This is a genomic window from Weizmannia sp. FSL W8-0676, assembly GCF_038593015.1.
GTDB classification, from domain to species: Bacteria; Bacillota; Bacilli; order Bacillales; family Bacillaceae_C; genus Weizmannia; species Weizmannia coagulans.
Genome location: NZ_CP151954.1, coordinates 1107696 through 1133850, shown reverse-complemented (window position 1 = coordinate 1133850; position 26155 = coordinate 1107696). Strand labels below are relative to the sequence as shown.

Sequence of the window (26155 nt, the reverse complement as noted above, 5' to 3'; positions counted from 1 at the left end):
GCGGCAAACGGTTTTTGCCAGTTAAAATCCGGCGCTGGCAATGGGCTGAAATCCGTTAAAAAAGCCGGCGCTGCATGTCTTCATGCAAGCCCCGGCTTAAAGCTTCACACTTCCCGCATCAATGTTTTCACAACTTGTGCACAGCGCGGGCAGAGCGTCGGATGGTCATGGTCCAGGCCGACTTCCGGCGTTACAACCCAGCACCGTTCGCATGTTTCGCCTTCCGCTTTTTCGACGACAATAGCCGCGTGTTCAAGCTTCAGCGCATTTTCCGGCGCGTCTTCAATGGCGCCTGCCACTTCAAATCCCGATACAATGAACAATTGCTTTTTGCTTTCCGAAATGCTGTCAAGCAGTGCTTTCGTCTCCTCATTCACATACAAGGTTACTTTTGCCGTCAGCGATTTCCCGATTACTTTTGCATTTCGCGCTTCTTCCAATGCTTTTAAAACGTCTCCCCGGAGCGCCATAAACGCATTCCATTTTTCTTCAAGCGCACTAGCATCCGGCAAATCCACATATTCCGGCATATCGGTCAGCTGGACGCTTTCTTCCGTCACACCCGGAATATACTGCCAGACTTCATCAGCTGTATGCGGCAAAATCGGCGACAATAGCTTGGTTAAGGCAACAAGGCATTCATACAAAACGGTTTGCATCGCACGGCGTTCCGGATTGTCTGCAAGTTCGATGTACAGCACGTCTTTTGCAAAATCCATATAGAACGAACTGAGGTCTGTGGCGCAGAAATTGTTCACCGCATGGTAAATCGTGGCAAACTCGTACCGTTCATAAGCTTCCCGCACTTCTTTTACAAGCTTGTTCAATTTGACAAGCATAAACCGGTCGACCTCGCGCAAATCTTCATAGGCAACTTGGTGCCGGGCCGGGTCGAAGTCGTTCAGATTGCCCAGCATAAACCGGAACGTATTGCGGATTTTCCGGTAGACTTCGGACACTTGTTTTAAAATTTCATTGGAAACCCGGACATCCGCCTGATAGTCAACGGAAGCGACCCACAAGCGGATGATGTCAGCCCCCAGCTGTTCAACCACTTTGCCAGGCAAAATCGTATTGCCGAGCGATTTGCTCATCTTCCGGCCTTCGCCGTCCAGCACAAACCCGTGGCTTAAAACGCCGTCGTACGGGGCGCGCCCTGTTACCGCCACACTGGTAATGAGCGACGAGTTAAACCAGCCGCGGTACTGGTCGGAACCTTCAAGGTACAAATCAGCCGGCCGTTTCAAGCCTTCTTGTGCAGCCAGCACGCCCTGATGGGAAGAACCGGAATCGAACCAGACGTCCATAATATCCGTTTCTTTTTTAAATACGCCGTTCGGGCTGCCCGGGTGCGTAAAGCCTTCCGGAAGCAGGTCTTTCGCTTCCCGTTCAAACCAGACGTTTGATCCGTGTTTGCGGAACAGGTCGGACACATGCCGGATGGTTTCTTCCGTGATGATCGCTTCGCCGTTTTCCGCGTAAAAAACAGGGATCGGCACGCCCCATGCACGCTGGCGGGAGATGCACCAGTCGCCGCGGTCGCGGATCATGTTATGCATCCGGAGTTCGCCCCAAACAGGCGTCCATTTGACATCTTCAACAGCTTTCAGAATGTCATCGCGGAACATGTCAATCGATGCGAACCATTGCGATGTTGCCCGGAAAATTACCGGTTTTTTCGTCCGCCAGTCATGCGGGTACGAGTGCGTTAAAAACTTCAGTTTCAAAAGCGCACCTGCCTGATCCAGTGCTTCGCAGATCGGTTTGTTGGCTTTGTCGTAAAACAGCCCTTCAAAACCGGGCGCGTCTTTTGTCATCATGCCTTTGTCATCTACCGCGCAAAGCACATCAAGCCCGTATTTTTTGCCGATGAGAAAGTCATCTTCCCCGTGTCCGGGCGAGGTGTGGACGCAGCCGGTCCCGCTGTCGGTTGTAACGTGGTCGCCGAGCATGACGAGCGAATCGCGGCCGTACAGCGGATGTTTTGCGACAATGTACTCCAGCTTTTTCCCCGGAACTGTTTGAACGACTTCCGCGTTTTCCCATTCCAAAACGCTGCTTACTTCTTCAAGCAGGGCTTCGGCAACCAGATATTTGTTGCCGCCCGTTTTTACGACCACATAGTTGATCTCCGGATTGACGGCAATGCCGAGGTTTGACGGAATGGTCCAAGGGGTCGTCGTCCAGATGACGATTTTTGTGTCCGTGTCAAGCACGCCTTTTCCGTCTTTTACGTCGAACGCAACATAAATCGATGGCGATTTGATGTCTTTGTACTCAATTTCTGCATCTGCAAGCGCGGATTCGCTGGAAGGGGACCAGTATACCGGCTTCAGGCCTTTGTAAATATAGCCTTTTTTCGCCATTTCCCCGAATACTTTGATTTGCTCGGCTTCATATGCGGGCCGGAGCGTTAAATACGGATTTTCCCAGTCGCCGCGCACGCCGAGCCGTTTAAACGCTGTCCGCTGGCGATCGATTTGCTCATGGGCATATTTTTCGCACAGTTTCCTGAATTCGGCAACCGACATTGATTTCCGGTCTACGCCTTTTTTTGTCAGTTCCTGCTCAATAGGCAGCCCGTGCGTATCCCAGCCCGGTACATAAGGGGCATGGTAACCCGTCATCGATTTAAACCGGTTGATGATGTCTTTCAATGTTTTATTCAGGGCGTGGCCCATATGGAGATCGCCGTTTGCATACGGAGGCCCGTCGTGGAGCACAAACAGCGGCCTTCCTTCCGTGCGTTTCATCACCTTTTGATAAATATCCATTTCTTCCCATTTTGCCTGGATTTTCGGTTCTTTTTTCGGCAAATTTCCACGCATCGGAAAATCCGTTTTCGGCATTAAAAGTGTATCTTTGTAATCCATGCTGATCCTCCTGCCTTTTGCATATTGTATTTTGAATTTTTCGTTATGTTCAGCCTTGCCAAAAATCCAATAAAAAAACCTTCCCATCCCCAAAATAGGGACGAGAAGGTTCCCGCGGTACCACCCTAGTAGGCATCCAATATGCCCGCTCGACATCCGTAACGTGGAAGGTCCCGCTTAACTCTACTGGCCTTTTCGGCGTTCAAGGCAAGAACTCAAGGGGGATGTTCAGGCTGCGCGCTTTGCCGGGCTCGCACTGTCCCCGGCTCGCTTGGAAAGCTTTCACAACCCTACTGCCCTGTCATCGTTTTTTCGTATACAGTATTGAATGTATTCCATTATAGTTGACCCTTTTCGGATTCGTCAAGTCTGATTTGCTTCTTCTTCTTCCAGCTCAAAGTCCGTGGCATCGACTTCAAATTCCATCAGCTTTTCCCAGTCATCGTTATCAATCAGGTCAAGCTGCGCCTCAATCAGCATTTTAAAGCGCGTCCGGAAGACTTTCGACTGTTTTTTCAGCTCTTCGATTTCGAGCGCAATTTTTCTTGCCTTCGAAAGGGCTTCATTGACAATCCGGTCGGCATTTTTTTCCGCCTCGCGAATGATCAGTTTCGCTTCTTTCTGGGCATTGCCCTTTACTTCTTCCGCCGCTTCCTGGGCAACAACAATCGATTTATTTAAAGTTTCCTCAATGGAAGTAAAATGGCTCAGCCGTTCGTTTAATGACGCCACCTTATCTTCCAGGTTTTTCTTTTCGCGGATCAGCATTTCATAATCTTTTATCAGCTGGTCAAGAAATTCATTTACTTCATCTTCATCATAGCCGCGAAACCCTTTGCTGAACTCCTTATTATGTATATCTAAAGGCGTTAAAGGCATGTGGCCACCTCCTGTTCAATTTGCCTTTCGATTGCAAGATTCCCCTTCTTTTTTATATTATAATGGAATTCGACGATTTTTTGGGAAAATCCTGCTAATCAATCAAATTATTTTAAAATCCCTGCCACCATTCGCCATTTTTCTTTCTTCGTTTTGCCTTCCACCCGGATGAGCCGGCTTCTCCCGTATCCCCTGGTTGAAAAAGTATCGCCTTCCCCGCACTGGAATGACGGGTCTTCCACTGTTTTCCAGTTCACTTTCACAAGCCCGTGCTCAATCAGCATCCGCGTTTTCTGCCTTGAAATGTTATAAACGGCGGACAAAATCACGTCAAGGCGGAGCGAACTGACGGTGGCCTGTTTTTCAAGCCAGTGTTGTTGCTGCCGGATGGCCTGATCCAACTGCATTTTCGTAAGGGTGACCGGCGTTTTTCCGATCTGCCGGAATTCCATTTGAATAAAGTCCGCAAGTTCGGCCGCAGCGAAAAACTGAATGCGCCCTTCCCCGATTAAAATATCCCCGAATTTTTCGCGTTTCAGGCCGAGCGCCATCAGCGAACCAAGCACATGTTTATGTTCAAAGGAAACAAATTTGGCAGGGTAATGTACTTCGAATAAGGCAAGATGGAAGTCGTCCTCATCCGGAGAAAAATAGTCAGGAAAAAGCAGTATTCTTTTCCGCTCGCTCTCTTTGTATCCGCCAAAAGCCCGGACGGAGACCGCGCCGTGATTTCCGGTCACCGTGTTGACAATCTGCTGCATCCGCGGATCCAAAAAATCCGTCAGTTCAGGGGCATACGCATCTTCCACGTATTGTTTCCAGGCCAGCACCTGGTCAATAAATTCCTTTTCATCCGGCCGGAAATGCTGGTAAATCGAATCCATTTGTCTTTGCTCCTTTTAAAAAAAGGAACTGCACAGTCCCTTTTTCTGAAAATGGCTTTTTTACATGAACCAAGAAAAAATTTGCGCAATGCCGGCTCTTGCCAAATCCAGGACAAAAAAAGCGACGATCGGAGAAATATCAATCATGCCGATCGGCGGAATGATTCTGCGGAAAGGGTCAAGATAAGGTTCCGAAACGCGCGCAAACAAACGCCCGATGTCGGTGTCCCTGAGATTAAACCACGACATAAAGATATAAATCAGGAGAATGTAAGAGTAAATTCTCATGAGAAGCAGAATGATGTTTAAAATTGAGACTAAAATTGGATCCATCCGGTTTATGGCCACCTCGTATCGTCATATTCCTGCCCCTGCAGGAATTCAGAAATTTTTCCGGAAACTTCCACGTTATCCGGCGTACAAAGAAAAATATTGCTGCCGACTCTCTGGATATCGCCTGCAATGGCGTACACCGTCCCGCTCAGAAAATCGACAATCCGCTTCGCCTGGTCATGCGGCATGCTTTGCAAATTGACGACCACCGCGCGCCGGTTTTTCAAATGGTCGGCAATTTCCTGTGCATCGGCATAAACCCGCGGTTCCACCAGAATGACTTTTGAAGACTTTTGGACGCTTTGCAGGCTGACCACATTTTGCCGCGCATGCCGGACCGGTTTCTCAGCGGGTTGCTCGGGTTCTTCATACTCTTTTTCCATCATTTCTTCTTCCTGGTCTTCGTATTCATCATCAAGCAAAAAGAATGACTTAAATTTCGTTTTCAGTCCCATTCCATTACACCTCCGTTTGTTTTCCCTTATCCGACAAGCGCAGTGCCGATTCTGACAAAAGTCGCCCCTTCTTCTACTGCAATTTCAAAGTCATTGGACATTCCCATCGACAATTCACGGCACGGAGCGTAATCCAAATGCAGCGATTCAATATCCCGCTGCAAAGTTTTCAGCCCGCGGAATGTGCGCCGGATGACGTCCTGATCTTCCGTAAGCGGCGCCATCGTCATCAAGCCCGCAACGCAAATATGCGGAAAATCCTTCAGTTTACGGACAAAATCAACCACTTGCCCGGGCGCCATCCCGTGTTTCGATTCTTCCCCGGAAACATTCACCTGAATAAAGCATTTGATTTCTTTATCCAATTTTGCCGCCCTTTTTTCGATTTCCTCCGCAAGGCTCAGTCGGTCCAAAGAGTGTATGTAGCTGACTTTATCAATAATGTTTTTAACTTTCCTTGTCTGCAGCGTCCCGATAAAATGCCAGACGGGGCGGTTTCCGAGCGCCTCGTATTTTGCCAGAAGGCCGTCGTCTCGGTTCTCGCCAAGATGCCGAATGCCTGCTTCCAGTGCCTCTTTTGCCCTTTCTGTTGTGACATATTTCGTTACTGCAATGATTTCCACATCCCCGCGGCTTCTTCCTGCCCTTTGGCACGCTTTTTCAATTTTTTTGTTGATGTGCGCGAGGTTTTCCGATACTTTCATCTCTCCGGTGCTCCTTTTATACCAATAAAGCCAAGCATTCTCCCGGCAGAGCCGTGATCACGCCGGTGCGAAAAAAAGTCTTCTTCACAACAGCTTGTGCACAGGCTGCTGACTGCGATCCGGCTTTCCGGAATGCCTGCCTGCTGTAATATGATTTTATTTAACTGCTTTAAATCGAGCGCATACTGGCCGGGTGATTTTTCCACGTACGGCAATTTTTCTCCTTTGCCGGTCCAGGGGCGGACAGCCTGGATGACACGGTCATCGACAAGATAGCACTTGCCGCAAATGGACGGTCCGATGACGGCTTCTATTTCATCAAGTGGCACCCCATCCTTTACCCATTTTTCAACCATTTTAGCCGCAATCCCGCGGGTGGTTCCTTTCCACCCCGCATGTGCGATCCCGACGCGGCCGTACTTCGATGCGAAAAAGAAAACCGGCACACAGTCCGCAAACGCCAGCACAAGCAAGATTTCTTTTTCATCGGTGTACAATCCGTCCGTATGCGGAAAAGAGGAACGGTATTCAGCCGCCCCCTTGCCGGCATCTTTGCGCGTGACCCGTTCAACATGGTCTTCGTGCGTCTGTTCGGCGCCGATCCAGTTTGATAAAGGGAATCCGGTTGCACTTGCAACGATCTCCCGGTTTTTCCTGACCGATTCAGGATCGTCGTCCACATGGAAAGCAAGGTTTAAACTGCCGGGAAAATTTATGCTTGTGCCGCCGTTTTTCACTGTAAATCCGGCACATATCCCGTTTTTTTGCCAGGCGCCGACAGCATAATACAATGCCTGTGTTTTTACAAACGGTTCTCTCATCACACCCTCACCCGGTTTCTCTTTTGTACTATTATACCTTTTTATCCATATGTCTTCTATACATTTTCGCATTGAATGCGTTTTCTTCCGTACTGATTTTATTTATAGCAAATTTCATCAAAATTCTCTACTTTTTAGCTTAAAAACGGGGGATAATCCGGAAATTTCCCGGATGTAACGGGTTTGTAACGAAACTAATAAATGGCTGTTACTTTTCTGTTATATTAAACTGCTACTCTATTGATAATAAATCACTTACATAGAAGAGGTAATGAATTTGAAGAAAACTTTGGTATCATTACTGACTGTATGTATGTTGTCAATTGGAACGGGACACGCATTTGCGGTAACAACTTCTTCTTACCGCACGATGACGGTGAAAGCAACGGCTTACACAGCGGGTTCCGGCGGCGGGATTACGGCCACCGGCATCAACTTGAAAAGGCATCCTTCCGCAAAAGTGATTGCGGTCGATCCAAAGGTGATCCGGCTCGGTTCGAAAGTGTACGTTCCGGGTTACGGTATGGCGGTTGCCGGTGATACCGGCGGGGCTATCAAAGGGAAAAAAATTGATGTATTTATTTCAAGTAAAAAGAAAGCCCTTCAGTGGGGCCGCAAAACAGTGACAATTAAAGTGTATAAGTAAAAAACGGCTGCGCGGCCGTTTTTTTTCTTTTCCAGGCCGCGCTTATTTTTTCGGTTCCTGCAGCTGCTGTGTATAGGCCGACTCTTTAAACCTGACGAGGATAACGTCGGTGCCGATTTTTACGATGTTGCTCCACGGGATGACCACTTCGTCCTCTTTTCCAAATAAGCCGAACATTTTCCCCGATGAGCCGCCGACAATGATACTTTCAATTGTGCCATTATCCAGGTTGATATCAATATCTTCCACGTTTCCGAGTTTTCTGCCGTCCGATATGCTGACAACATCCTTCACTTGAAAATCCGAAATCCGGACCATCTGCTCTCCCCCCTGCTGTCTTTCCGCCATGTAATACAAGTTTATGCACGGGAGGAGCATTTTACGAATAGAAAAGCAGCGAGCGTTATCAGCTAGCGGATTTTCCGGCCTCTTCCCTACGGTAAGCGGGCATCGGCTCGTTCCTCGCCGTGTTTCCTTTATCCCACATTAACGGGCAGTAAGACCCCCGCCATGGGCACTCAGAAATTACATCCTAGTAAGTTAGACGGTGGCAACTGCCCGTACATGTCCGATTGGTTCAACTTGCAATCATCAGGGCAATAGCCCTGATGATTGCAGTTTCACTCAATCTCAGTCAGAGGCCTAATAAAATCCGTACGCCGATAATCAAACGCCCTCCGCTTTTCTTATTGTCCAGCTCCGGCTCCTAGCGGCTAGCGGATTTTTACGTCTTCTCCTTTCGATAAGCGGGCATCGATTCACCTGTCGGCTCATCGTGTTTCCTTTATCTCGGTCGAAGACTACAAAATCCGTACGCCGCTGTACAGTCGCCTCCGCTTTTCTTTGTCCAGCTGCGGGCGCTGTCGGCTAGTGAATTTCCAGTCCCCTCCCCTACGATAAGTCAACATCGGCTCGTTCCTCGCCGTGTTTCCTTTATCTCAGTTCGGGGACTATGAAATTCATACGCCGACGAGCAAGCGCCCTCCGCTTTTCTTACTACTGTATATTTTTGTTCATTTGTTTGATGGCTGCTTTTTCGAGGCGGGAGACTTGGGCTTGGGAGATGCCGATTTCTTCTGCGACTTCCATCTGTGTTTTTCCTTGGAAAAACCGTTTGCGGATGATCATTTTCTCCCGCTCGTTCAGGCGCCGCATCCCTTCCTGCAAGGCGATTTCTTCAATCCATTGCGAATCTTTGTTTTTTTCGTCACTCACCTGGTCCATGACATAAATCGGATCCCCGCCGTCGTTATAAATCGGTTCAAACAGCGATACGGGATCCTGTATGGCATCAAGTGCAAATACAATATCTTCGTGCGGAACATCCAGCTCTCTGGCGATTTCTTCTGTTGTCGGTTCATTCGAAGTGGCGCTCATCAGCTTTTCCCTTACTTGCAGGGCTTTATAAGCAATATCCCTCAAGGAGCGCGATACGCGGATCGGATTATTATCCCGTAAATAACGCCGGATTTCGCCGATAATCATCGGCACGGCGTACGTTGAAAAGCGGACATTTTGATTCAGATCAAAATTATCGATGGATTTCATGAGTCCGATACAGCCGACTTGAAACAGGTCGTCCACATATTCGCCGCGGTTGTTAAAGCGCTGAATGACGCTTAACACAAGGCGCAAATTGCCATTGACCAGCTTTTCTCTTGCAGACGTATCGCCGGCATGCATTTTCTTTAAAAGATCCCTCATTTCCTCATTTTTCAAAACGGGAAGCTTGGAGGTATCCACCCCGCAAATTTCCACTTTGTTGCGCTTCAAATCTTTTCCCCCCTTCAGGACTCAGGAGCTGCTGTTCAAAAAACAGTATCTCCCCGGGTGGGAAATTTATGCACTGCGCAAAAAGCGGGAATTGCCTGCGGAAGATGCCCGGACATTGCCGTTCCTGCTTCCCGCCCGCCTGCAAATTTTCCTGCTATACCATTTTATTGAATTCTTTACGCAATCTTTTAATTATTCTTTTCTCAAGCCGTGAAATATAGGACTGGGAAATGCCGAGCATATCGGCGACATCTTTTTGTGTTTTCTCTTCCTGCCCTTTAAGGCCGAAACGCAATTCCATAATCTGCTTTTCCCGGTCCGACAAACGGTGCAGGGCGCTGTAAAGCAATTTTTTATCGACATTTGCTTCAAGGTCCCTTGTGATGATATCATCGTCTGTGCCGAGCACATCCGAAAGCAGCAGTTCATTGCCGTCCCAATCGATATTTAGCGGTTCATCAAACGAAACTTCGGACCGGAGCTTATTGTTCCGCCTTAAATACATCAAAATCTCATTTTCAATACAGCGGGAAGCGTATGTCGCCAGTTTGATCTTCTTTTCCGGATTAAACGTATTTACGGCTTTAATGAGGCCGATTGTGCCGATGCTGATTAAATCTTCAATATTGATGCCGGTGTTTTCAAATTTGCGCGCAATGTAAACGACAAGGCGCAAGTTGCGTTCAATGAGGAGCGAACGTGCTGCCTTATCCCCTGCCGGCAGTTTTTTTAACAGCATTTCTTCTTCTTCTTTGGAAAGCGGGGGCGGCAGGGCTTCATTCCCGCCGATATAATACACTTCATCCGCTTTCAGCCCGAGCTTGAACAGGAGTTTGTACCAAAAATAAGAGAGTTTCAACCGTAAATGTTTCACATTCATCCTCCTCGTATAATAAGTTTAAATCCAAAGTGGATGTCAATTTCCAGTTCATTCTGCTGCTCATTGACAAGTGAATATAAGATTTTGTATTCCGGGCGAGCCCGGAATACAAGTTCGGACTTGGACGCTTCGCGATGTTCCCGGATAATGGTCTTAGGATCGTTTGGGTCAATGCTTCCCCTCCTTGTAGCCTGACTACTCGAAAAGTCTGCATCCCCAGGTTCTTGCTTGAACGTCTAACCCGTAGGCCGTTCCTCCGGATCTCCGTGCTGGAAATGAGCAGTTCCAGGCAGCCCACGGCCCGGATGAGTTCTCATACGCGAGGCTGACAGATCGGCAAGCCATCTGGGGATATCCCGAAGCGTCCGATTCCATCGATCCCAATACAGAGAGGAGGAAATCATATGCCCTTATTTGTCGGTATTGACGTGAGCTCCAAAAACCTCGATGCCTGCCTGATGGATGGAATGGGGGAAACGTTAGCCACCCAAACGGTGACAAACAATCTTCCCGGTGCCTCTGAGTTAAGAGACACCATCCTCCAACATGCGGAGGCGGATGACACCATCCAGATCGCCATGGAGGCCACATCTGTGTATAGTTGGCACCCGGCAATGTTTTTCCATGAAGATCCCGAGCTGAAACAGCGTCGTACAAAGGTGTTTACCCTGAATCCGAAGCTGGTGAGAAATTTCAAAAAGGCTTATGCCGAGATGGACAAGACCGATCCCAAAGATGCCTGGGTAATTGCGGACCGCTTGCGTTTCGGGAGATTGCCGAAATCCGTGATTCAGTCAGAACAATACCTTGCCCTTCAACGGTTAACACGGATGCGCTATCACCTGATTCAAAGTTTAACCCGGGAACAACAGGTATTTTTGAATCATCTGTTTTTCAAATTCAGTGCCTTTAACCTTGAAGTGGATACATCGGTCTTCGGCCATGCCATAACGGAATTTTTGCTTGAGGCCTATAGCCTCGATGAAATTGCCCAAATGCCTCTGGAGGACTTAGCGATGTATCTCCAGACCAAAGGCCATGGCCGCTTTAGCGATCCCGAGGATTTGGCCGCATCCATCCAAAAAGCTGCCCGGTCCTCTTACCGGCTTTCTAAATGTGTGGAGGATTCGATTGACTTGGTCCTGGGCAGTTCTATTGAGATCATCCGGCATCTTAAACGCCAAATCAAGGATTTGGATAAGGCGATTGCCCGCGTTCTTGATGGAATCCCGAATACCCTCCAGACCATTCCGGGAATAGGCCCGGTGAGCTGTGCTGGGATTCTCGCTGAAATCGGCGACATTGAGCGCTTTGACGACCAAGCCGCGATCGCAAAATTTGCCGGATTGTTCTGGCCCCGCCACCAATCGGGTGATTTTGAGGCTGATGACAAAATGCTTGCGCGTACAGGCAATCGTTATCTCCGGTATTACCTGGTTGAGGCTGCCAATCTGGTCCGGCGACACGAACCTGAGTACCGCGCCTTTTACCAAAAGAAATATCGTGAGGTGCATAAGCACTCACACAAACGCGCCCTCGTCTTAACGGCAAGAAAACTGGTGCGCCTGATCGATGCGCTGCTCCGCAACGATCAAATTTATGCGCCGAAAAAGAAGGTGACGCGATGAGGTAACCAGGTAACCATCATCGATAGCCTGAACTTGAAAACTTCCAGATTATTCCAATTGTCTGGAGGCTTAGTTCAGTATTGCCATTTTTACGACATAGAGCCAACAAAATTTCCAATTCACTTGTTTTTAACCCTTGACATCACACCGTAGGACTTTAAAGTCACCATCAGGCGGATTGCGCAGCTTCTGCCATCATTTGCGGGTGGACAATGCAGCTGAATGCATCATCCCCGGATAAACGTTGTGCCGAAAAAGAAACCAGCACTTTTTTTACAGGCCATGTCCGGTTTCCGCTCGTCAGTTGCACCTCATCCGGCTTGTACGCCAAAAGAAGCGATTGTTTCCCGACCGTTTTTGCCGGAACGAACCGGATGCGGCCGGCCCATTCGTCAGGAAGTGCAATACTTCCGTCCAGCAGACGGGTCGCATCTTCCGCAAGCGCCGCAATTTCTTCGGGGAGATGCTCACGGACGGGCAGGATGGAAAGGATCATCACCGGCAGCTTTGTCAGCGGATCATATAACTGGTTGCCGCTGTCCACCAGCCCTTTTGCTGTAAAATCACTTTCCCCGATGCGGATATAAACATCGACAAGCTGGTCATACTTGATTTTCGCCATTTCAAGCCCCTGAATCCGGTTCTTTGAAAACAGCCATGCTGCCGGAAGACCAAGCGCAACAAACGCCCAGCTGACCGGATCGCCGAATCCCCCCGCCGCAGCTTTCAGCATTTTCACCTGCATGTCAAAACGAAAGCTTAAAAAGTAGTGGGCCCCCATTAAAATGCCGCCCATCAGAAACGTGGCAAAATAAAAGGTTAAGAGATTTGAAAAAAAATAGCGCCACCTCTTATAGCCGAAAACCGCAAACACCATGGCGCCGGAAAAAAGCAACTTTACGGCCGGGTTGCCGGCGTAATAAGAGAGCTGCGGCATAAAGCCCATGATGATGATCACTGAACCGATAAGCCCGCCTGAAAGAATCCGGAGCAGGCGGGCCGGCCGTTTTAAGGCAATGCTTGTCAGCCATAACAGCAGGCTGTCGGCGAGAAAATTCAAAAGCCAGATGGCATCCATATATACAACCAAACGCATCCCCCCTGTCTCCGCCTCAAATGAACCTGCCCCCCCCAAAAACGGCCGCTTCTGCCCGGGCCGCGCGCCCAAAGCCTGCGGAATGCTGCCGCAATGCATGCTGTGTCGGTTTTCGTGCACCAACCCGGTGACGTTGTTGAAGGGTACATCCACTAAGGCTTTAGGATCTCCAACCCGGTGATTGTGGCTGAAAGGTACATCTGCTGCGGCCTTAAGGGCTCCCATCCGGTGAATGAATCATGGCACAAACCGGCCGTCGCAGTTCCGGCATACCCCGGCTGCCAGGCGGGCCGCTTTGCGCAATTGCTGCATCTGCCCTTCTTAATTTGATTTATGGCTAGTATAACGCACCTGGAGCATCAAAGTGTGTCAGTTTCTGCTGGCAAAAAAACAGAACTTTTCATTTTTTTAACCGAAAAGTGTCAGGCGTGCTTTCCGGGTAGTCCTGTAGTCACGTCGGTATGCATCCGAAAAGAAAAAACCCGGCTGGATAAGCAGGCACCCTCTGCGAATCCAAACCGGGTTTGAAAAGTATTCAAGCGCAAAAAAGCCCGTCTTTGCTTTCAGGCGATGGCCTGGAAAACAGAGACGGGCTCTTTCATTATTTTCTTCTGTTCCGGTTCCGCAAAAAAGTCGGAATATCGAGTGTATCTTCACTGTACTGAACGGTGCGCTGCGGTTCAGACTGGGGTTCTTCACGCTTTGTTTCGCGCTTTGTTTGCTGATTCAGCGCCGGCCTCGACTGTCCGAGCGGCGGGCGCTGCTTGCCCTGGGCCTGTGCTTCTTCATTAAAGCCGGTTGCAATGACCGTGACCACAATTTCATCCTTCAGGCTTTCATTGATGACGGATCCGAAAATCATATTGACTTCCTGGTCTGATGCGGACGCAACAATATCGGCCGCTTCCTGCACTTCATACAAACTTAAATTCGCGCTGCCGGTGATGTTCATCAGCACGCCTTGTGCACCGTCAATGGACGTTTCAAGCAGCGGCGATGAAATGGCTTTTTTTGCCGCCTCTGTCGCACGGTTTTCCCCGGAAGCAATCCCGATTCCCATGAGCGCCGAACCTTTATTGGTCATAATCGTTTTGACATCCGCAAAATCCAGGTTGATCAAACCCGGCACCGCGATCAGGTCGGAAATCCCTTGTACGCCCTGGCGCAGCACATTATCCGCTTCCCGGAATGCTTCCAGCATCGGCGTGCTTTTATCCACAATTTCCAGCAGGCGGTCATTCGGGATAACAATCAGCGTATCGACCGCCTCTTTCATGGCACTGATGCCGCCGGCCGCCTGGTTTGCCCGTTTGCGACCTTCAAATGTGAACGGCCTTGTGACCACCCCGACCGTCAGCGCCCCGAGTTCCTTTGCGATATGGGCAATGACCGGCGCCGCCCCTGTTCCGGTGCCGCCGCCCATCCCGGCTGTCACGAACACCATATCCGCACCCTTTAACGCTTCTTCAATTTGTTCTTTGCTTTCTTCGGCCGCTTTCCGCCCTACTTCCGGATTTGCGCCGGCACCGAGGCCGCGCGTTAACTTTGCGCCAATTTGCATTTTAATTTCAGCTTTGGAAAGGTTTAATGCCTGGGCATCCGTGTTTACGGCAATAAATTCAACGCCCTGCAGATTATGTTCAATCATGCGGTTCACGGCATTGTTGCCGCCGCCGCCAACGCCGATAACTTTTATCGTTGCCAAAGCGTCTACATTGGTATCGAACTCTAACATTCACTAATCCTCCTAATTCGTATTGCGTATCTTATCCCGGTCCTGCTGCCGGACGGGCTCCGGTTTTCCGCACATGATGCCGGCAGGCTATTCGAAAAACAAACCAAAGAATTTTTTCATTTTCGATGAAATTTTTTCTTCCTGGCCGGATGCTTGTTTCGGTTTGGACTGCAGTTTTTTCGCCGGTTTTGGTTCCACATGCTCCATTCCGGCTGCCACCAGGCGGGAACTGACATTTTTCCCTTCCAGTCGCGCATTTTTCGCGGCGTACTGGATCAGGCCGACCGCCGTCGTATATTGCGGCTCACGGACGCCGATATAATCCGGAATGGCGACTCTTACGCGGTTTTGAAAGACCGTTTCTGCAAGCTCCGGTACTCCGGGCATATTTGCAGTGCCCCCTGTCAGCACAATCCCACCCGGCAAATCATGAACGCCGATTTTCCTGAGTTCCTGCTGGATAAGCAAAAAGATTTCTTCTAATCTAGCTTCTATAATATCAGAAATTTGTAATTGGTTAAATTGTTCTTTTTGTTCGCTGCCGATGATCTGCACATCAAAAACATCGTCTTCGAGCGCATTCTCGCTGAACGCGTGCCCGTGTTTCAGTTTGATTTTTTCCGCATCTTCCGTTGAAGCCCTCAGACAGATGGACAAATCTTTTGTGATATGGTCTCCGCCGACGGGCAGCACGCTCGTTGTCCGGATATGGCCGTTTTCAAAAACAGCCAGCGTCGTCGACCCGCCGCCGATATCAACGAGTGCCGTCCCGAGTTCCATTTCATCTTTTGACAGTGCAATGGTGCCGGCTGCAAGCGGCATGAGGACAATTTCCGCAATGGTCAGACCAGCCTTTTCCACACAGCGCAATGTATTATGTAAGATCGTTTTGGAAGTCGTGACAATGATGCCTTCCATTTCCAATCTGACACCGATCATCCCGCGAGGATCATGTATTTCATCTAAACCGTCCACAATGAATTGCTTCGGAATGACATTCACAATCTCTCTTTCGGGAGGAATAGAAAGCACTTGCGCCGCATCCATCACTCTTTGTACATCCCCGTCCGTGATTTCACGGTTTTCGCTCTGGACCGCCACCACCCCGTGGCACGGCTGCAGCATCACATGATTGCTGGCAATGCCGACGATCACGTGGTCAATTTTCATGCCGACCATTCTTTCCGCTTGCTCAATTGCCCGCCTGATGGACAGTACGGTTTCATCTATATCTACAATCGATCCTTTTTTAATGCCTTCGGACCTGACATTGCCAACCCCAATAATATTTAATGAATCATTGCCCATTTCGGCAATGATGACTTTCGTGGCAGATGTACCGATGTCAAGACTCACATATATTTCACTGCTGTTCATACTGCGGCACCTCCCTTTGCCTTTCGATCAAACGCAATCCGCCTATGTTAAAGCCCCATTTTTCCAATTCGTCTCTTCTGAGGCGGGCTCTTTTTGCCGTTCCGTCCGTGAGCCCGCCTGAAGCCTCCATTTAAAAAGGTGAGTATAAAGAAAGTATTCTTCGTCATGGTGAAATTCCCTTTTTTTCAATCGGACTTTTTTCATTTTCTTTTGGTTATCAAAATATTTCCAGCCTCAAAATATAGCAATTCCTAAAATTTGGTTTCATCATAAGTCTACACTAAGATGGACACGGAGAAAAGCGAAATTTTTTCATGTTCACTTCGAATCGTAAGCTTTAAAATACGAACCGACTTCAAGGTCAATCACACCTTTTTTCTTCGGGTCAAGCTGGCTGATGATCGAAGGGTAATGCGCCATCTTTTCTGCGAATGACGGAATGCTGGCGCGTACTTCAAAACCGTTATTCATGTACAGGGTGACAAGGTCACGGTCAACGTTTGAAGGGGTATAGCGGACTTCCGAAATGGCATTTGTAATCGAATCCGGCAATTTTTGCATCTGGCGGATCATTTCATGCAAATGCGTATCCTGTTTGAAGCCGGTAAATATCAGGCTTGCGGCCGGAATTTCTTTCACCGTTCTTTTGACGACCGAACCGTTGTCCAAAACCGGCAAAAAACCATTTTTCTGCTGTAAATATCCGATTTTTTGATGCTCTTTCACTTTTATGTAAAGCGTATTCGGCAAGGAAATGCCCATTTTCACCGAATCAATTTCAGGGATGGATGCGATTCTTTTCCGGACTGCGCCTTTACGGATATTCCATATATTCTCACCCGTGGCAATACCGCTTTTTTTCAGGATGTACAGCTTGCTGACCGCCTCATTCCCCTCTATCTGAATGCGATGGACGCGGCTCAGCGGGGACTCAAGGTAGATGATCAGCATCACCAGCATAAAAAAAACCGTCAGCAGCATGATGAGCCGCCGGTTCGTTTTTCGGCGGCGCTGCTGCTTTAATTTCGGGATCCGGTCTTCCAGCGAAACGATGTTTTTGTCAGACCGCGCCATTTTGTTCCTCCCTTTTTATTTGCCGCATCATGATTTGGCTTTTGCGGCCAGATTTTCCATCACTTCATAAAGCCGCCACGAAGCGTCACGAATGCCGAGCTTGCGGGCGGCCGCCTGCATTTTCTCCATTTGTTCCCGATCCAGTAAAATTTTATCGATCAGGGACACGAGCTTCGCGGAAGATAAATCTTTTTCAAGCAGCATAAAAGCTGCACCGTTTTCCAAGAGTGTTTTCGCGTTTTTTTCCTGGTGATTATTTGTCACATAAGGGCTCGGAATTAAAATACTAGGCAGGCCGAGCGCCGTCAGTTCGGCCAATGTGGTTGCGCCCGCCCTTGAGACGACAAGATCCACCGCACGCAGCACTTCCGGCATATTGTGGATAAACGGCACCACTTTGATATTTCCCTTTTCGCCGATCAGTGCAATTTCTTTTTTGACGGCCTCATAATGCACATCCCCTGTCGCATAAATGACCTGGTAATTTTTTTGTGCAAAATTGGAAAAAGATTTCACAACCGCTTCATTAATCGGGCGTGCCCCGCGGCTCCCGCCGAAAATGAGAACGGTTGGAAGCGTAGTTTTCAGGCCGAAACCGGAAAGGACGTCGCGCCTTTTCTCCCCGATCACTTCCGATGCGCGCGGATTGCCGGTCAGTACTACTTTTTTCTCATCAAAAAAAGATTTTGCGGATTCAAAGCAAATGGCCACTTTGTCAACGTACCGGCTTAAAAACTTATTCGTCAGCCCCGGCACGCTGTTTTGTTCGTGGATAATGGTCGGGATGTGCAGTTTGGCGGCGGCGTAGACAACCGGCCCGCATACATACCCGCCTGTGCCGATGACAACATCCGGCTTGAATTCCCGGATGATTTTTTTGCACCGGCTCACGCCCTTTAGAAAGCGGGCAACCGTTTTGACATTTTCAAACGAAAGGGAGCGTTTAAACCCCGTAATATGAATCGATTTGAACGGAATGCTTTCCCGCGGCACAAGCCGGGATTCGAGCCCTTTTTCCGTGCCGATATACAAACATTCCGTGTCAGGATGTTTCTGTTTGATCGTTCTGATCAATGCCAGGGCCGGATAAATATGCCCGCCTGTTCCGCCCCCGCTGACAATGATTTTCATTTTTTCCACCTCAGGACGCCGTGCTGGGTTGCACGGGTATCAATATATGATGTTTGAACCATTCATTTTCCTATATTACTATATTTTAAACGACAATGGGTACACAGTAAAACGATTATTATCAAAATGTTGACTAGTTGTCAAACGAAAAAAGAACCCCTTTATGAGGTTCTCCTTCCGTTACAGCCGGGAATGGCGGCTGATGTTTAAGAGCACGCCGACTGCGACAAGCATCAACGTCAAAGAAGAGCCGCCGTAACTGATGAACGGAAGCGTAATGCCTGTAACCGGGATTAGGCCAATGACGACGCTGATATTGATCATCACCTGGATCGCGATCATGGAAATAATGCCGACTGCGAGCAGGCTTCCGTACAGATCGGGTGCGCCAAGCGCGATCCGGATTCCGCGCCAAAGCAGCAGCGCAAACAAAATCAGGACAAAAGTCCCGCCGATAAAACCGAGCTCTTCGGAAAGAATGGCAAAGATAAAATCATTTTGCGGTTCAGGCAGATAGTGGAATTTTTGCTTGCTCTCCCCAAGCCCCATGCCGAACAGGCCACCCGGGCCGATCGCAAGAAGCGACTGGATAATTTGAAATCCTTTCCCCTGCGGATCGGACCATGGATCAAGGAAAGAGGTAATCCGTGCGATCCGGTATGGAGCCGATAAAACAAGAGCGACAAAACCGCCCACACCAAGGAGCCCGAGCATGGCAAAATGGGCAATGCGGGCGCCGGAAACAAAAATCATGATGATGCATGTCCCAAGCATCACCGTTCCCGTTCCAAGATCCGGCTGCAGCATAATCATCCCAAAAGCAACAAAAACGAGCGCCAAGGCCGGGAGCATGCCTTTTTTAAAAGTCGTAATGTATTTCTGGTTTTCCGATAAAAATTTTGCCAAATACGCGATCAGCGCCATTTTAATGAATTCGGAAGGCTGGATGGAAAATGCGCCGACCCCGATCCAGCTCCGCGACCCGTTCCGTTCAAGCCCGATGCCGGGAATCAACACAAGGACGAGCAGCACAAAACAAATGACCAGGATGGTTTTCGCCCATGCCCGCCACGTCCAGTAATCAATGCGCATCACGAAAAACATCGCTGCCACGCCGAGCCCGGCAAAAAGCAGCTGCCGCTTCAAAAAATAAAATGCATCGTTAAATTTGTACTCCGCCACGATCTCACTCGCGCTGAACACCATCAGGAGCCCGGTTGCAAGCAGCGCCAGGGTCACAATGATTAATAAAAAGTCGGGATTCGTTTTTTTCGACGGCATCCGTGCCCACCCCAGAAAAGATTTAGAGCTTCCCGCAAAAACCGGCAAACCGCACCGGTAAAAAAGCGGTCCAAGCCCTTATCTTAACTTATGCACGGCGTCGATGAAAATATCACCACGAATTTCAAAAGATTTGTACTGGTCCCAGCTGGCGCATGCCGGCGACAGCAAAATGCAATCGCCCGGTTCGGATAATGCCCACGCGACCGGGACGGCTTCTTCCACGTTTTCCACCGTGCGGATGACCGGAATGCCTGCTTTTTTCGCGGTGCTTTCCAGTTTCGGCGCGGTTTCCCCAAAAGTAATCAATGCTTTGACGTACTTCAAAGCCGGGATCAGTTCATCAAAGCCGTTGCCGCGGTCGAGCCCTCCGGCAAGCAGAATGACCGGCTGATGGAAAGCAGCGAGTGCGGCTTTGCAGGCCAGGATATTGGTCGCTTTTGAATCGTTGTAAAATTTCCGCCCTTTGATTTCGCCAATATATTGCGTCCGGTGCTTGACGCCTTTGAACGTTGCGAGCACGCCGCGGATAGCATCATTACTTGCCCCCATCAGCTTGGCAGCGGCGACAGCGGCTAAAATATTTTCCAGATTATGGTCTCCCGGCAGCACAATTTCAGCGCGGTCCATGATTTTTTCGCCTTTCCACATGATGCTGCCGTCTTTTACCGATGCGCCGTCTTCAACATATTCCTTCGTTGAAAAAGGAATAATTTTTGCTTTTGTGAAGGAGACCAGATCCCACAGTTCCGGCTGGGCATGGTTCAGAATCAGGAAATCATCCTCTGTCTGGTTCCGGGTAATATTTGATTTTGCTTTTGCATAAGCTTCTTTTGTCCCGTGATAATCGAGATGGGCTTCATAAATATTCGTGATGATGGCAATATGCGGCCTGAACGTTTGCACGCCCATCAGCTGGAAAGAAGACAGCTCCACCACCATCTGCTGGCCCGCGCTTGCTTTTTGCGCCACCGTGGAAGCCACTTTGCCGATATTTCCGGCAATTAACGGATCAAAATGCGGATCCGCCTGGAAAATTTCATAAATCAAAGTGGTGGTCGTCGTTTTCCCGTTCGTTCCCGTAATGCCGACCATAGGGCATTCTGCAATTTTATAGGCCAGCTCGATTTCGGTAATGACCGGGATCCCTTTTTCAAGCGCCCCTGCAACAAGCGGGTTCGAATAAGGGATACCCGGATTTTTCACAATCAGTTCAAAGCCTTCATCCAGCAGTTCGATCGGATGGCTGCCGCAAATGACTTTGATGCCCTGTTCCAAAAGCCCCTGCGCCTCCGGGTTCTCTTCAAGCGGTTTATAATCATTCACCGTTACAAACGCCCCGAGCCGGTGCAACAGGGAAGCCGCGCTCACCCCGCTTTTTGCCAGCCCGAGCACTAATACTTTTTTATGTTCATATTCCGTGATATTTTTCATGTTACATCCACACCTCGATATAAATTCCTAAAATCGCACACAAAAGGCCTACCGCCCAGAACGTCACGACAACACGCCATTCCGACCAGCCCGCCAGCTCATAATGGTGGTGCAGCGGGCTCATCCTGAAAATTCTTTTTCCTGTTGTCTTAAATGATATCACCTGGAGAATGACAGACAAAGTCTCGATGACAAAAACACCGCCAATCACAATTAAAAGAATCTCAAGATTGGTCAGAATCGAAATGGCGGCAATCGCCCCGCCCAATGCAAGCGATCCGGTGTCCCCCATGAAAACTTTTGCCGGATGGGCATTAAAGACGAGAAAACCAAGCACGGCCCCAACTACGGCAACCGAAAACAGGGCGACATCCGCCTGTGACTGGTTCCATGCCAAAACGGCGAATGCCCCGAAAGCAATCGCTGCCGTCCCGGATACAAGGCCGTCAAGCCCGTCCGTCAGATTGACCGCATTGGAAAACCCGACAAGCCAGAGAAGAATGATGACAAAGTAAAACCAGCCGAAATCAACCGATTTGTCCGTAAACGGAATCGAGACTTCCGAAGATAAATGGAAGTGGCGGAAAACGACATAAAAAATGACGGCAACGAGAATCTGGCCAAGCAGTTTCTGCTTCGATGTAAGACCAAGATTCCGCTTCATCACCACTTTTATAAAGTCATCCAAAAATCCGAGCAGCCCGAATCCGATCGTAACAAGCAGCAGCAGGTAAATTCTGACAGTCGGTTCAGCGAATTTACCGGCCATGACCAGCGTGGATGCAATGATCGATACCAAAATAATCAAGCCGCCCATTGTCGGCGTACCGGATTTTTTCTGGTGCGATTTCGGGCCTTCTTCCCGGATGCTCTGGCCGAATTTCAGTCTCCTTAAAAAAGGGATAAAAACGGGCGAAAGCAGCACGGAAATTAAAAAAGCCATCAGCGTTGTAAAAAAAATTACCTGCTCGATCATGCTTTTTCCCTCCCGTGGCGCCTGCATGCACAAAGCAGCCGCTTCCTGTTTTCCGCATCCGCCAAATCATATGTATGAGGGTTTTTGTCCCGCAATTCCGAGCCGTAAAAAATAAAAGTTGTCTTCATATCCAAATCCTTGCTTTCCATTTTTTTTAGATAAAACTGTACCAGTTGTGTAAAAGCAAAAGAAACATCCTCTGCCATAAACAGTGGAAAATCAGTCGGTATATAGCGGGGCACGGGCGCATCTTTTTTCCAAAGCGCCGCGATTGCCCCGTGTGCAATTGCCCGGTTAATGTCCGGTTCAGAAAAAGGGACGTATAATCCCTTTGGCTGGTTTACATCTGCAAACACGCTGACTGTTGCAAATTCGAGCGCCATCTCCATGCCGCGGCCCAAACTGAAAAGGCGGGCTGTATCCCCGAATGATAACATATGCTTCACCGCTCCTTTATCATTTCCAGTGCAACTTCCCTGTCATCAAAATGATGCACTTCATTTCCAATGATTTGATAAGTTTCATGGCCTTTTCCGGCAATCAGGACAACATCCCCCGCCTTTGCACGGAAAATGGCTGTTTTGATTGCTTCCCTCCGGTCGGGGATGCATGCATACCGCTCGCCTTCTACCCCTTTTTCCATCTCGCGCAAAATGGCAAGCGGATCTTCGCTGCGCGGATTATCCGATGTAAAAATCGGATAATCCGCATATTTACAGGCAATTTGCGCCATCACCGGCCGCTTTGTTTTATCGCGGTCGCCGCCGCAGCCAACAACGACAAAGATTTTTTTCTTGGCAAACTGCCGGACCGTTTTCAGGACATTTTCCAGACTGTCGGGCGTGTGCGCATAATCGACAATCACGGAAAAATCCTGGCCGCCGTTTACGAGCTCAAACCGGCCGCGCACGCCTTCCATCGCTTCCGCCGTTTTAATGATCGAATCAAGCGGCACCCCGGAAACAACCCCGGTTGCGATCGCTGCGAGCATATTATAGACGCTGAACTTCCCGACAAGCTGCAGACGGACTTCCCGTTTTTCAAACGGCGTCACAAGCGTGAATGTCGTCCCGCGGGCGTGCATGTCAATGTTTTCGGCCATAAAATCCGCATCGCGGTCGATCCCGTACGTTATGACAGGCACCGCTGTTACTTGTTCAAATTCTTTTGATGCGGCGTCATCTGCATTTAAAATGGCATATTTCGGCTTATCCTGCGGGCAGGAGTTCCCGAGCTGCGAAAACAATAAACTTTTAGCGCGCCGGTATTCTGCCATTGTTTTATGGTAATCGAGATGATCCTGCGTGAGATTTGTGAAAACGGCAATATCATAGTCGCAGCCGTGCACCCGGCCTTCAACAAGCGAATGCGAAGAAACTTCCATCACACAGTCGGTGACGCCGCGCGCGTTCATTTCATGAAATATTTTTTGCAATGTCAGGCTGTCCGGCGTTGTGTTTTTCGTTTCCAGCGTTTCATCGCCAATTTTCATATACATCGTGCCAATCAGGCCGGTCGTTCTGCCTGCATCCCGGTATATTTTTTCGATAATATGGCTCGTTGTTGTTTTTCCGTTTGTGCCGGTAATCCCGACAAGGCGGAGCTTGCGGGACGGCTGCCCGTAAAACCGGTCTGCAAGGAGCGCCATTGCCCGTTTTGTATTGCGGACGATAATGACCGGTACATCCACATCGACCGGCTTTTCGGCTAAAATGGCTGCTGCGCCCCGTTTTGCCGCATCAACGGCAAACTTGTGCCCGTCAACCGTATAGCCTTTGATGCAAATAAACAGACTGTTTTTCGTGACAAGCCGGTTATCCTGGACAAGTTCCGTAATTTCCGGATTCACAGCAGGCATTTTCACAAACGACAATGCCTCTAACAATGTATGTAACTTCATTTGCTTCCAACCCTTCCTGTTCCAAACCCTTGTTGCTGCATCTTTTTTGTGTATACATGTAAATACAGTCCTTTTCTATTGTACAAAAAAAACGGCCATTAAGCTATGAAGTCCTGCTGATTTTTAAAATGTAAGCCGGAGCAGCCCTGTTTTATGCCCCTTGAAACAAAAACACGGGCGGCCGGACATACGGCGCCGCCCTGTTTTCCTGCATGCAAATCCGGATTGTCGGGCCTGGCGGGGCCCAAGTAAATAAGGAACTGGAAAGTCTGTTTTACTGCATGTAAACCCGGATCGTTGAGCCTTCTTCCACTTTCACGCCTGGTTCAGGGGACTGCCGGATCACCTTGTTTCCGGATCCGCTGACGTCAAGTTTGAGATTGTATTGGTCGTTCATCATCTCTTTTTTCGTCTCCCCGATTAAATTCGGCACTTTCACCGTTGGCGTTTCAAAATAACTTTTTTCTTTTTCCGCCTGGTTTTTCACCGGCTTGACGCCCATGGCACGCAGGCTGTCGCCGATGATCGTGCCCGCGATCGGGGCTGCCACCTGGCCGCCGAATTGGATCGTATTTTTCGGATTATCGACCGCCAAGTAGACGACGATTTTTGGATCATTGGCCGGGGCGAAACCGATAAAGGATAAAACATAATTGTTTTCGAGATAGCGGCCGTTTTTTGCTTTTTGCGCCGTCCCGGTTTTCCCGCCGACCGGATAACCGTCCACATAAGCATTTTTTCCGCTCCCCTGTGTGACAACTGTTTCAAGCGCATGGCGGATTTGTTTTGACGTGTTTTCCGAGATCACCCTTCTTTTGGCAACCGGGTTTTTTCGCATGACCGTTTCCCCAGTTTCGGGGTCGACGAGTTCCTTTGCAATATACGGTTTGTAGAGGATCCCGCCGTTTACGGCAGCCGAGACCGCCGCCACCTGCTGGATCGGCGTAACAGAAACCCCCTGCCCGAAAGCCGTTGTCGCTAGTTCAACCGGCCCGACGCGATCAAGGTTGAACAAAATGCCGGAAGCTTCGCCGGATAGATCCACGCCGGTTTTTGTGCCAAACCCGAAATTGCGGATGTATTTGAACAATGTATTTTTCCCGAGCCTTTCACCGAGTTCGACAAAACCCGGGTTGCATGATTTTTGGACAACCTCAAGGAACGTTTCGCTGCCGTGCCCGCCCCTTTTCCAGCAGTGCAGCGTCGAACCTCCGACTTCAACCGCGCCGGAATCGTAAAATTTGTCTTTTGTCAAATTCACTTTCTTTTCTTCAAGGGCGGCGGCAAGTGTGATAATTTTAAATGTCGATCCCGGTTCGTATGTGCTCCAGATCGGCAGGTTCCGGTTATACACTTCCTGCGGCACATTTTTATAATTGTCAGGCGTATAGCTCGGCCTGCTTGACATCCCGAGAATTTCCCCGGTGTCCGGGTCCATGGCGATCGCAATCAGCCCGTCCGGATGATATTTTTTTTCAGCATTATCGAGTTCGCGCTCAATGACCGTCTGGACTTTTGTATCAACCGTTAGCTTCAGGTCAAGCCCGTTTTTTGGCGCTTCATATTCATCCGCCATATCCTTCATCTTTTTCTTCCCTTTTGCGTCCGTATAAAACTCGACTGCCCCTTTTTTTCCGCTCAGCGCATCATCATAATACAGTTCGAGCCCGGTCAGCCCCTGATTGTCGGCGCCGGTGAATCCGAGTACATGCGAAAGGTAGCGGCCGAACGGATAATACCGCTTGGAATCTTCCGCGATATAGACCCCCGAAAGCCCGAGGCGGCGTACGTCATTTGCCTTTTCATTGCTGATTTTCCGCCCTTCTTTTATTCTGACAATCGATCTGACCTGTGTAATCTCTTTATAGATCTTTTCTTTGTCTGCATCAAGGGCGTTCCCCAGTTTTTCTGCCGTTTTCGCCGGGTCCTTGACCTGCCTCGGAATGATGAAAATCGTCGGGGCGCTTTGGTTGGAGGCGATCGGCACGCCGTTTCTGTCTTCGATTTTTCCCCGCTCCCCTTCAAAAGGGATACTTCTACTCCATAGCGCTTTTGCCCTGTCCGTCAGCATATCCCCGAGCCCGAACTGGACATAACCGAGCCGCACATCTATAATGCTGAAAATGACAATCCCGCAAAGCAATATAAAAACAAGCCGCTTTCTCACCGTAACATTGGATACACGTTTCACGAGCGCGCCTCCTTTATTTAAATCTCAAAGCAGCAGACTCCACGGCGCAGGAAATATGAAAAGTTTCACCCCTGCAGGCTTTCT

The 26155-nt window shown here is 49.2% G+C and carries 24 protein-coding genes and 1 other annotated feature; of the genes, 2 read left to right on the top strand and 22 right to left on the bottom strand.

Annotated features, from left to right (window positions below; translation table 11 throughout):
* Positions 1–104: 104 nt before the first annotated feature.
* From ileS to pgeF, 7 genes are all read right to left on the bottom strand, one after another.
* On the bottom strand, positions 105–2873 hold the full coding sequence (gene ileS / locus NST20_RS05450; protein WP_029142301.1) for an isoleucine--tRNA ligase: 2769 nt from the start codon (positions 2871–2873) through the stop codon (positions 105–107).
* Positions 2874–2966: 93 nt separating this feature from the next.
* Positions 2967–3187 (bottom strand) — a binding site (T-box leader).
* Positions 3188–3236: 49 nt separating this feature from the next.
* The gene (locus NST20_RS05445; protein WP_035189233.1) at positions 3237–3752 is read right to left on the bottom strand and encodes a DivIVA domain-containing protein; all 516 of its coding nucleotides are present in this window, start codon (positions 3750–3752) and stop codon (positions 3237–3239) included.
* 107 nt (positions 3753–3859) lie between these two features.
* Complete coding sequence (locus NST20_RS05440) at positions 3860–4636, bottom strand: RNA-binding protein (protein WP_342400227.1); 777 nt, start codon at positions 4634–4636, stop codon at positions 3860–3862.
* Between the two features lie 60 nt (positions 4637–4696).
* A complete protein-coding gene (locus tag NST20_RS05435) occupies positions 4697–4969 on the bottom strand; it encodes a YggT family protein (RefSeq protein ID WP_017554172.1) in 273 nt (90 codons plus the stop codon).
* Between the two features lie 5 nt (positions 4970–4974).
* On the bottom strand, positions 4975–5424 hold the full coding sequence (locus tag NST20_RS05430) for a cell division protein SepF (RefSeq protein WP_013858990.1): 450 nt from the start codon (positions 5422–5424) through the stop codon (positions 4975–4977).
* Between the two features lie 26 nt (positions 5425–5450).
* Positions 5451–6128: a YggS family pyridoxal phosphate-dependent enzyme gene (locus NST20_RS05425; protein WP_265115423.1), complete on the bottom strand. Its 678-nt coding sequence runs from the start codon at positions 6126–6128 to the stop codon at positions 5451–5453.
* Entirely contained in the window at positions 6125–6949 is an 825-nt protein-coding gene (gene pgeF / locus NST20_RS05420; protein ID WP_013858988.1) for a peptidoglycan editing factor PgeF, read from the bottom strand. The genes NST20_RS05425 and pgeF overlap by 4 nt, the downstream gene beginning before the upstream one ends.
* 277 nt (positions 6950–7226) lie before the next feature.
* Between pgeF and NST20_RS05415 the strand changes: the two genes are divergently transcribed.
* A complete protein-coding gene (locus NST20_RS05415; protein ID WP_340703521.1) occupies positions 7227–7595 on the top strand; it encodes a 3D domain-containing protein in 369 nt (122 codons plus the stop codon).
* Positions 7596–7637: 42 nt separating this feature from the next.
* On the opposite strand, the gene NST20_RS05410 is transcribed toward NST20_RS05415, so the two are convergent.
* The 4 genes from NST20_RS05410 to NST20_RS05395 all read right to left on the bottom strand — a co-directional run bounded on the left by NST20_RS05410 (position 7638) and on the right by NST20_RS05395 (position 10420).
* Positions 7638–7913: a YlmC/YmxH family sporulation protein gene (locus NST20_RS05410; protein WP_265115427.1), complete on the bottom strand. Its 276-nt coding sequence runs from the start codon at positions 7911–7913 to the stop codon at positions 7638–7640.
* A 678-nt stretch (positions 7914–8591) separates the two neighbouring features.
* Positions 8592–9368, bottom strand: coding sequence for an RNA polymerase sporulation sigma factor SigG (sigG, locus tag NST20_RS05405; protein WP_013858985.1), 777 nt, complete (start codon positions 9366–9368; stop codon positions 8592–8594).
* 154 nt (positions 9369–9522) lie between these two features.
* Positions 9523–10242, bottom strand: coding sequence for an RNA polymerase sporulation sigma factor SigE (gene sigE, locus NST20_RS05400; protein WP_019721956.1), 720 nt, complete (start codon positions 10240–10242; stop codon positions 9523–9525).
* Entirely contained in the window at positions 10169–10420 is a 252-nt protein-coding gene (locus NST20_RS05395) for a hypothetical protein (RefSeq protein WP_342400226.1), read from the bottom strand. The genes sigE and NST20_RS05395 overlap by 74 nt, the downstream gene beginning before the upstream one ends.
* 232 nt (positions 10421–10652) lie before the next feature.
* Between NST20_RS05395 and NST20_RS05390 the strand changes: the two genes are divergently transcribed.
* Positions 10653–11876, top strand: coding sequence for an IS110 family transposase (locus tag NST20_RS05390; RefSeq protein ID WP_237349286.1), 1224 nt, complete (start codon positions 10653–10655; stop codon positions 11874–11876).
* A 169-nt stretch (positions 11877–12045) separates the two neighbouring features.
* Here the strand turns inward: NST20_RS05390 and spoIIGA are convergent, their stop codons facing one another.
* The 11 genes from spoIIGA to NST20_RS05335 form a co-directional block, all read right to left on the bottom strand.
* The gene (gene spoIIGA / locus NST20_RS05385) at positions 12046–12972 is read right to left on the bottom strand and encodes a sigma-E processing peptidase SpoIIGA (protein ID WP_265115428.1); all 927 of its coding nucleotides are present in this window, start codon (positions 12970–12972) and stop codon (positions 12046–12048) included.
* Between the two features lie 601 nt (positions 12973–13573).
* A complete protein-coding gene (ftsZ, locus tag NST20_RS05380; RefSeq protein ID WP_013858981.1) occupies positions 13574–14707 on the bottom strand; it encodes a cell division protein FtsZ in 1134 nt (377 codons plus the stop codon).
* 87 nt (positions 14708–14794) lie between these two features.
* Positions 14795–16084 carry a cell division protein FtsA gene (gene ftsA / locus NST20_RS05375; RefSeq protein WP_342400225.1) on the bottom strand — a complete coding sequence of 430 codons (1290 nt, stop codon included), beginning with the start codon at positions 16082–16084 and terminating at the stop codon, positions 14795–14797.
* Between the two features lie 318 nt (positions 16085–16402).
* Positions 16403–17158, bottom strand: coding sequence for an FtsQ-type POTRA domain-containing protein (locus NST20_RS05370; protein WP_342400224.1), 756 nt, complete (start codon positions 17156–17158; stop codon positions 16403–16405).
* Between the two features lie 27 nt (positions 17159–17185).
* Positions 17186–18289, bottom strand: coding sequence for an undecaprenyldiphospho-muramoylpentapeptide beta-N-acetylglucosaminyltransferase (gene murG / locus NST20_RS05365; RefSeq protein WP_013858976.1), 1104 nt, complete (start codon positions 18287–18289; stop codon positions 17186–17188).
* Between the two features lie 180 nt (positions 18290–18469).
* Positions 18470–19570 carry a stage V sporulation protein E gene (gene spoVE / locus NST20_RS05360; RefSeq protein ID WP_013858975.1) on the bottom strand — a complete coding sequence of 367 codons (1101 nt, stop codon included), beginning with the start codon at positions 19568–19570 and terminating at the stop codon, positions 18470–18472.
* A 78-nt stretch (positions 19571–19648) separates the two neighbouring features.
* Complete coding sequence (gene murD / locus NST20_RS05355) at positions 19649–21004, bottom strand: UDP-N-acetylmuramoyl-L-alanine--D-glutamate ligase (RefSeq protein WP_133537036.1); 1356 nt, start codon at positions 21002–21004, stop codon at positions 19649–19651.
* Position 21005: 1 nt separating this feature from the next.
* The gene (gene mraY / locus NST20_RS05350) at positions 21006–21980 is read right to left on the bottom strand and encodes a phospho-N-acetylmuramoyl-pentapeptide-transferase (RefSeq protein ID WP_013858973.1); all 975 of its coding nucleotides are present in this window, start codon (positions 21978–21980) and stop codon (positions 21006–21008) included.
* Positions 21977–22417 (bottom strand): hypothetical protein, encoded by a 441-nt coding sequence (locus NST20_RS05345; protein WP_342400223.1) that lies wholly within the window; start codon positions 22415–22417, stop codon positions 21977–21979. The genes mraY and NST20_RS05345 overlap by 4 nt, the downstream gene beginning before the upstream one ends.
* Before the next feature lie 5 nt (positions 22418–22422).
* Positions 22423–23880: a UDP-N-acetylmuramoyl-L-alanyl-D-glutamate--2,6-diaminopimelate ligase gene (locus NST20_RS05340; RefSeq protein ID WP_013858971.1), complete on the bottom strand. Its 1458-nt coding sequence runs from the start codon at positions 23878–23880 to the stop codon at positions 22423–22425.
* 274 nt (positions 23881–24154) lie between these two features.
* On the bottom strand, positions 24155–26071 hold the full coding sequence (locus NST20_RS05335) for a stage V sporulation protein D (RefSeq protein ID WP_342400222.1): 1917 nt from the start codon (positions 26069–26071) through the stop codon (positions 24155–24157).
* Positions 26072–26155 lie beyond the last annotated feature (84 nt).

Coding starts and splice junctions, on each gene's coding strand:
- NST20_RS05435 (WP_017554172.1), bottom strand. CDS start 4,969: ATGGATCCAATTTTAGTCTCAATTTTAAACATCATTCTGCTTCTCATG.
- ftsZ (WP_013858981.1), bottom strand. CDS start 14,707: ATGTTAGAGTTCGATACCAATGTAGACGCTTTGGCAACGATAAAAGTT.
- NST20_RS05425 (WP_265115423.1), bottom strand. CDS start 6,128: ATGAAAGTATCGGAAAACCTCGCGCACATCAACAAAAAAATTGAAAAA.
- murG (WP_013858976.1), bottom strand. CDS start 18,289: ATGAAAATCATTGTCAGCGGGGGCGGAACAGGCGGGCATATTTATCCG.
- NST20_RS05345 (WP_342400223.1), bottom strand. CDS start 22,417: ATGTTATCATTCGGGGATACAGCCCGCCTTTTCAGTTTGGGCCGCGGC.
- pgeF (WP_013858988.1), bottom strand. CDS start 6,949: ATGAGAGAACCGTTTGTAAAAACACAGGCATTGTATTATGCTGTCGGC.
- spoVE (WP_013858975.1), bottom strand. CDS start 19,570: ATGCCGTCGAAAAAAACGAATCCCGACTTTTTATTAATCATTGTGACC.
- NST20_RS05370 (WP_342400224.1), bottom strand. CDS start 17,158: ATGGCGCGGTCTGACAAAAACATCGTTTCGCTGGAAGACCGGATCCCG.
- NST20_RS05440 (WP_342400227.1), bottom strand. CDS start 4,636: ATGGATTCGATTTACCAGCATTTCCGGCCGGATGAAAAGGAATTTATT.
- NST20_RS05340 (WP_013858971.1), bottom strand. CDS start 23,880: ATGAAGTTACATACATTGTTAGAGGCATTGTCGTTTGTGAAAATGCCT.
- NST20_RS05430 (WP_013858990.1), bottom strand. CDS start 5,424: ATGGGACTGAAAACGAAATTTAAGTCATTCTTTTTGCTTGATGATGAA.
- ftsA (WP_342400225.1), bottom strand. CDS start 16,084: ATGAACAGCAGTGAAATATATGTGAGTCTTGACATCGGTACATCTGCC.
- NST20_RS05390 (WP_237349286.1), top strand. CDS start 10,653: ATGCCCTTATTTGTCGGTATTGACGTGAGCTCCAAAAACCTCGATGCC.
- spoIIGA (WP_265115428.1), bottom strand. CDS start 12,972: ATGCGTTTGGTTGTATATATGGATGCCATCTGGCTTTTGAATTTTCTC.
- murD (WP_133537036.1), bottom strand. CDS start 21,004: ATGAAAAATATCACGGAATATGAACATAAAAAAGTATTAGTGCTCGGG.
- NST20_RS05445 (WP_035189233.1), bottom strand. CDS start 3,752: ATGCCTTTAACGCCTTTAGATATACATAATAAGGAGTTCAGCAAAGGG.
- NST20_RS05410 (WP_265115427.1), bottom strand. CDS start 7,913: ATGGTCCGGATTTCGGATTTTCAAGTGAAGGATGTTGTCAGCATATCG.
- ileS (WP_029142301.1), bottom strand. CDS start 2,873: ATGGATTACAAAGATACACTTTTAATGCCGAAAACGGATTTTCCGATG.
- mraY (WP_013858973.1), bottom strand. CDS start 21,980: ATGATCGAGCAGGTAATTTTTTTTACAACGCTGATGGCTTTTTTAATT.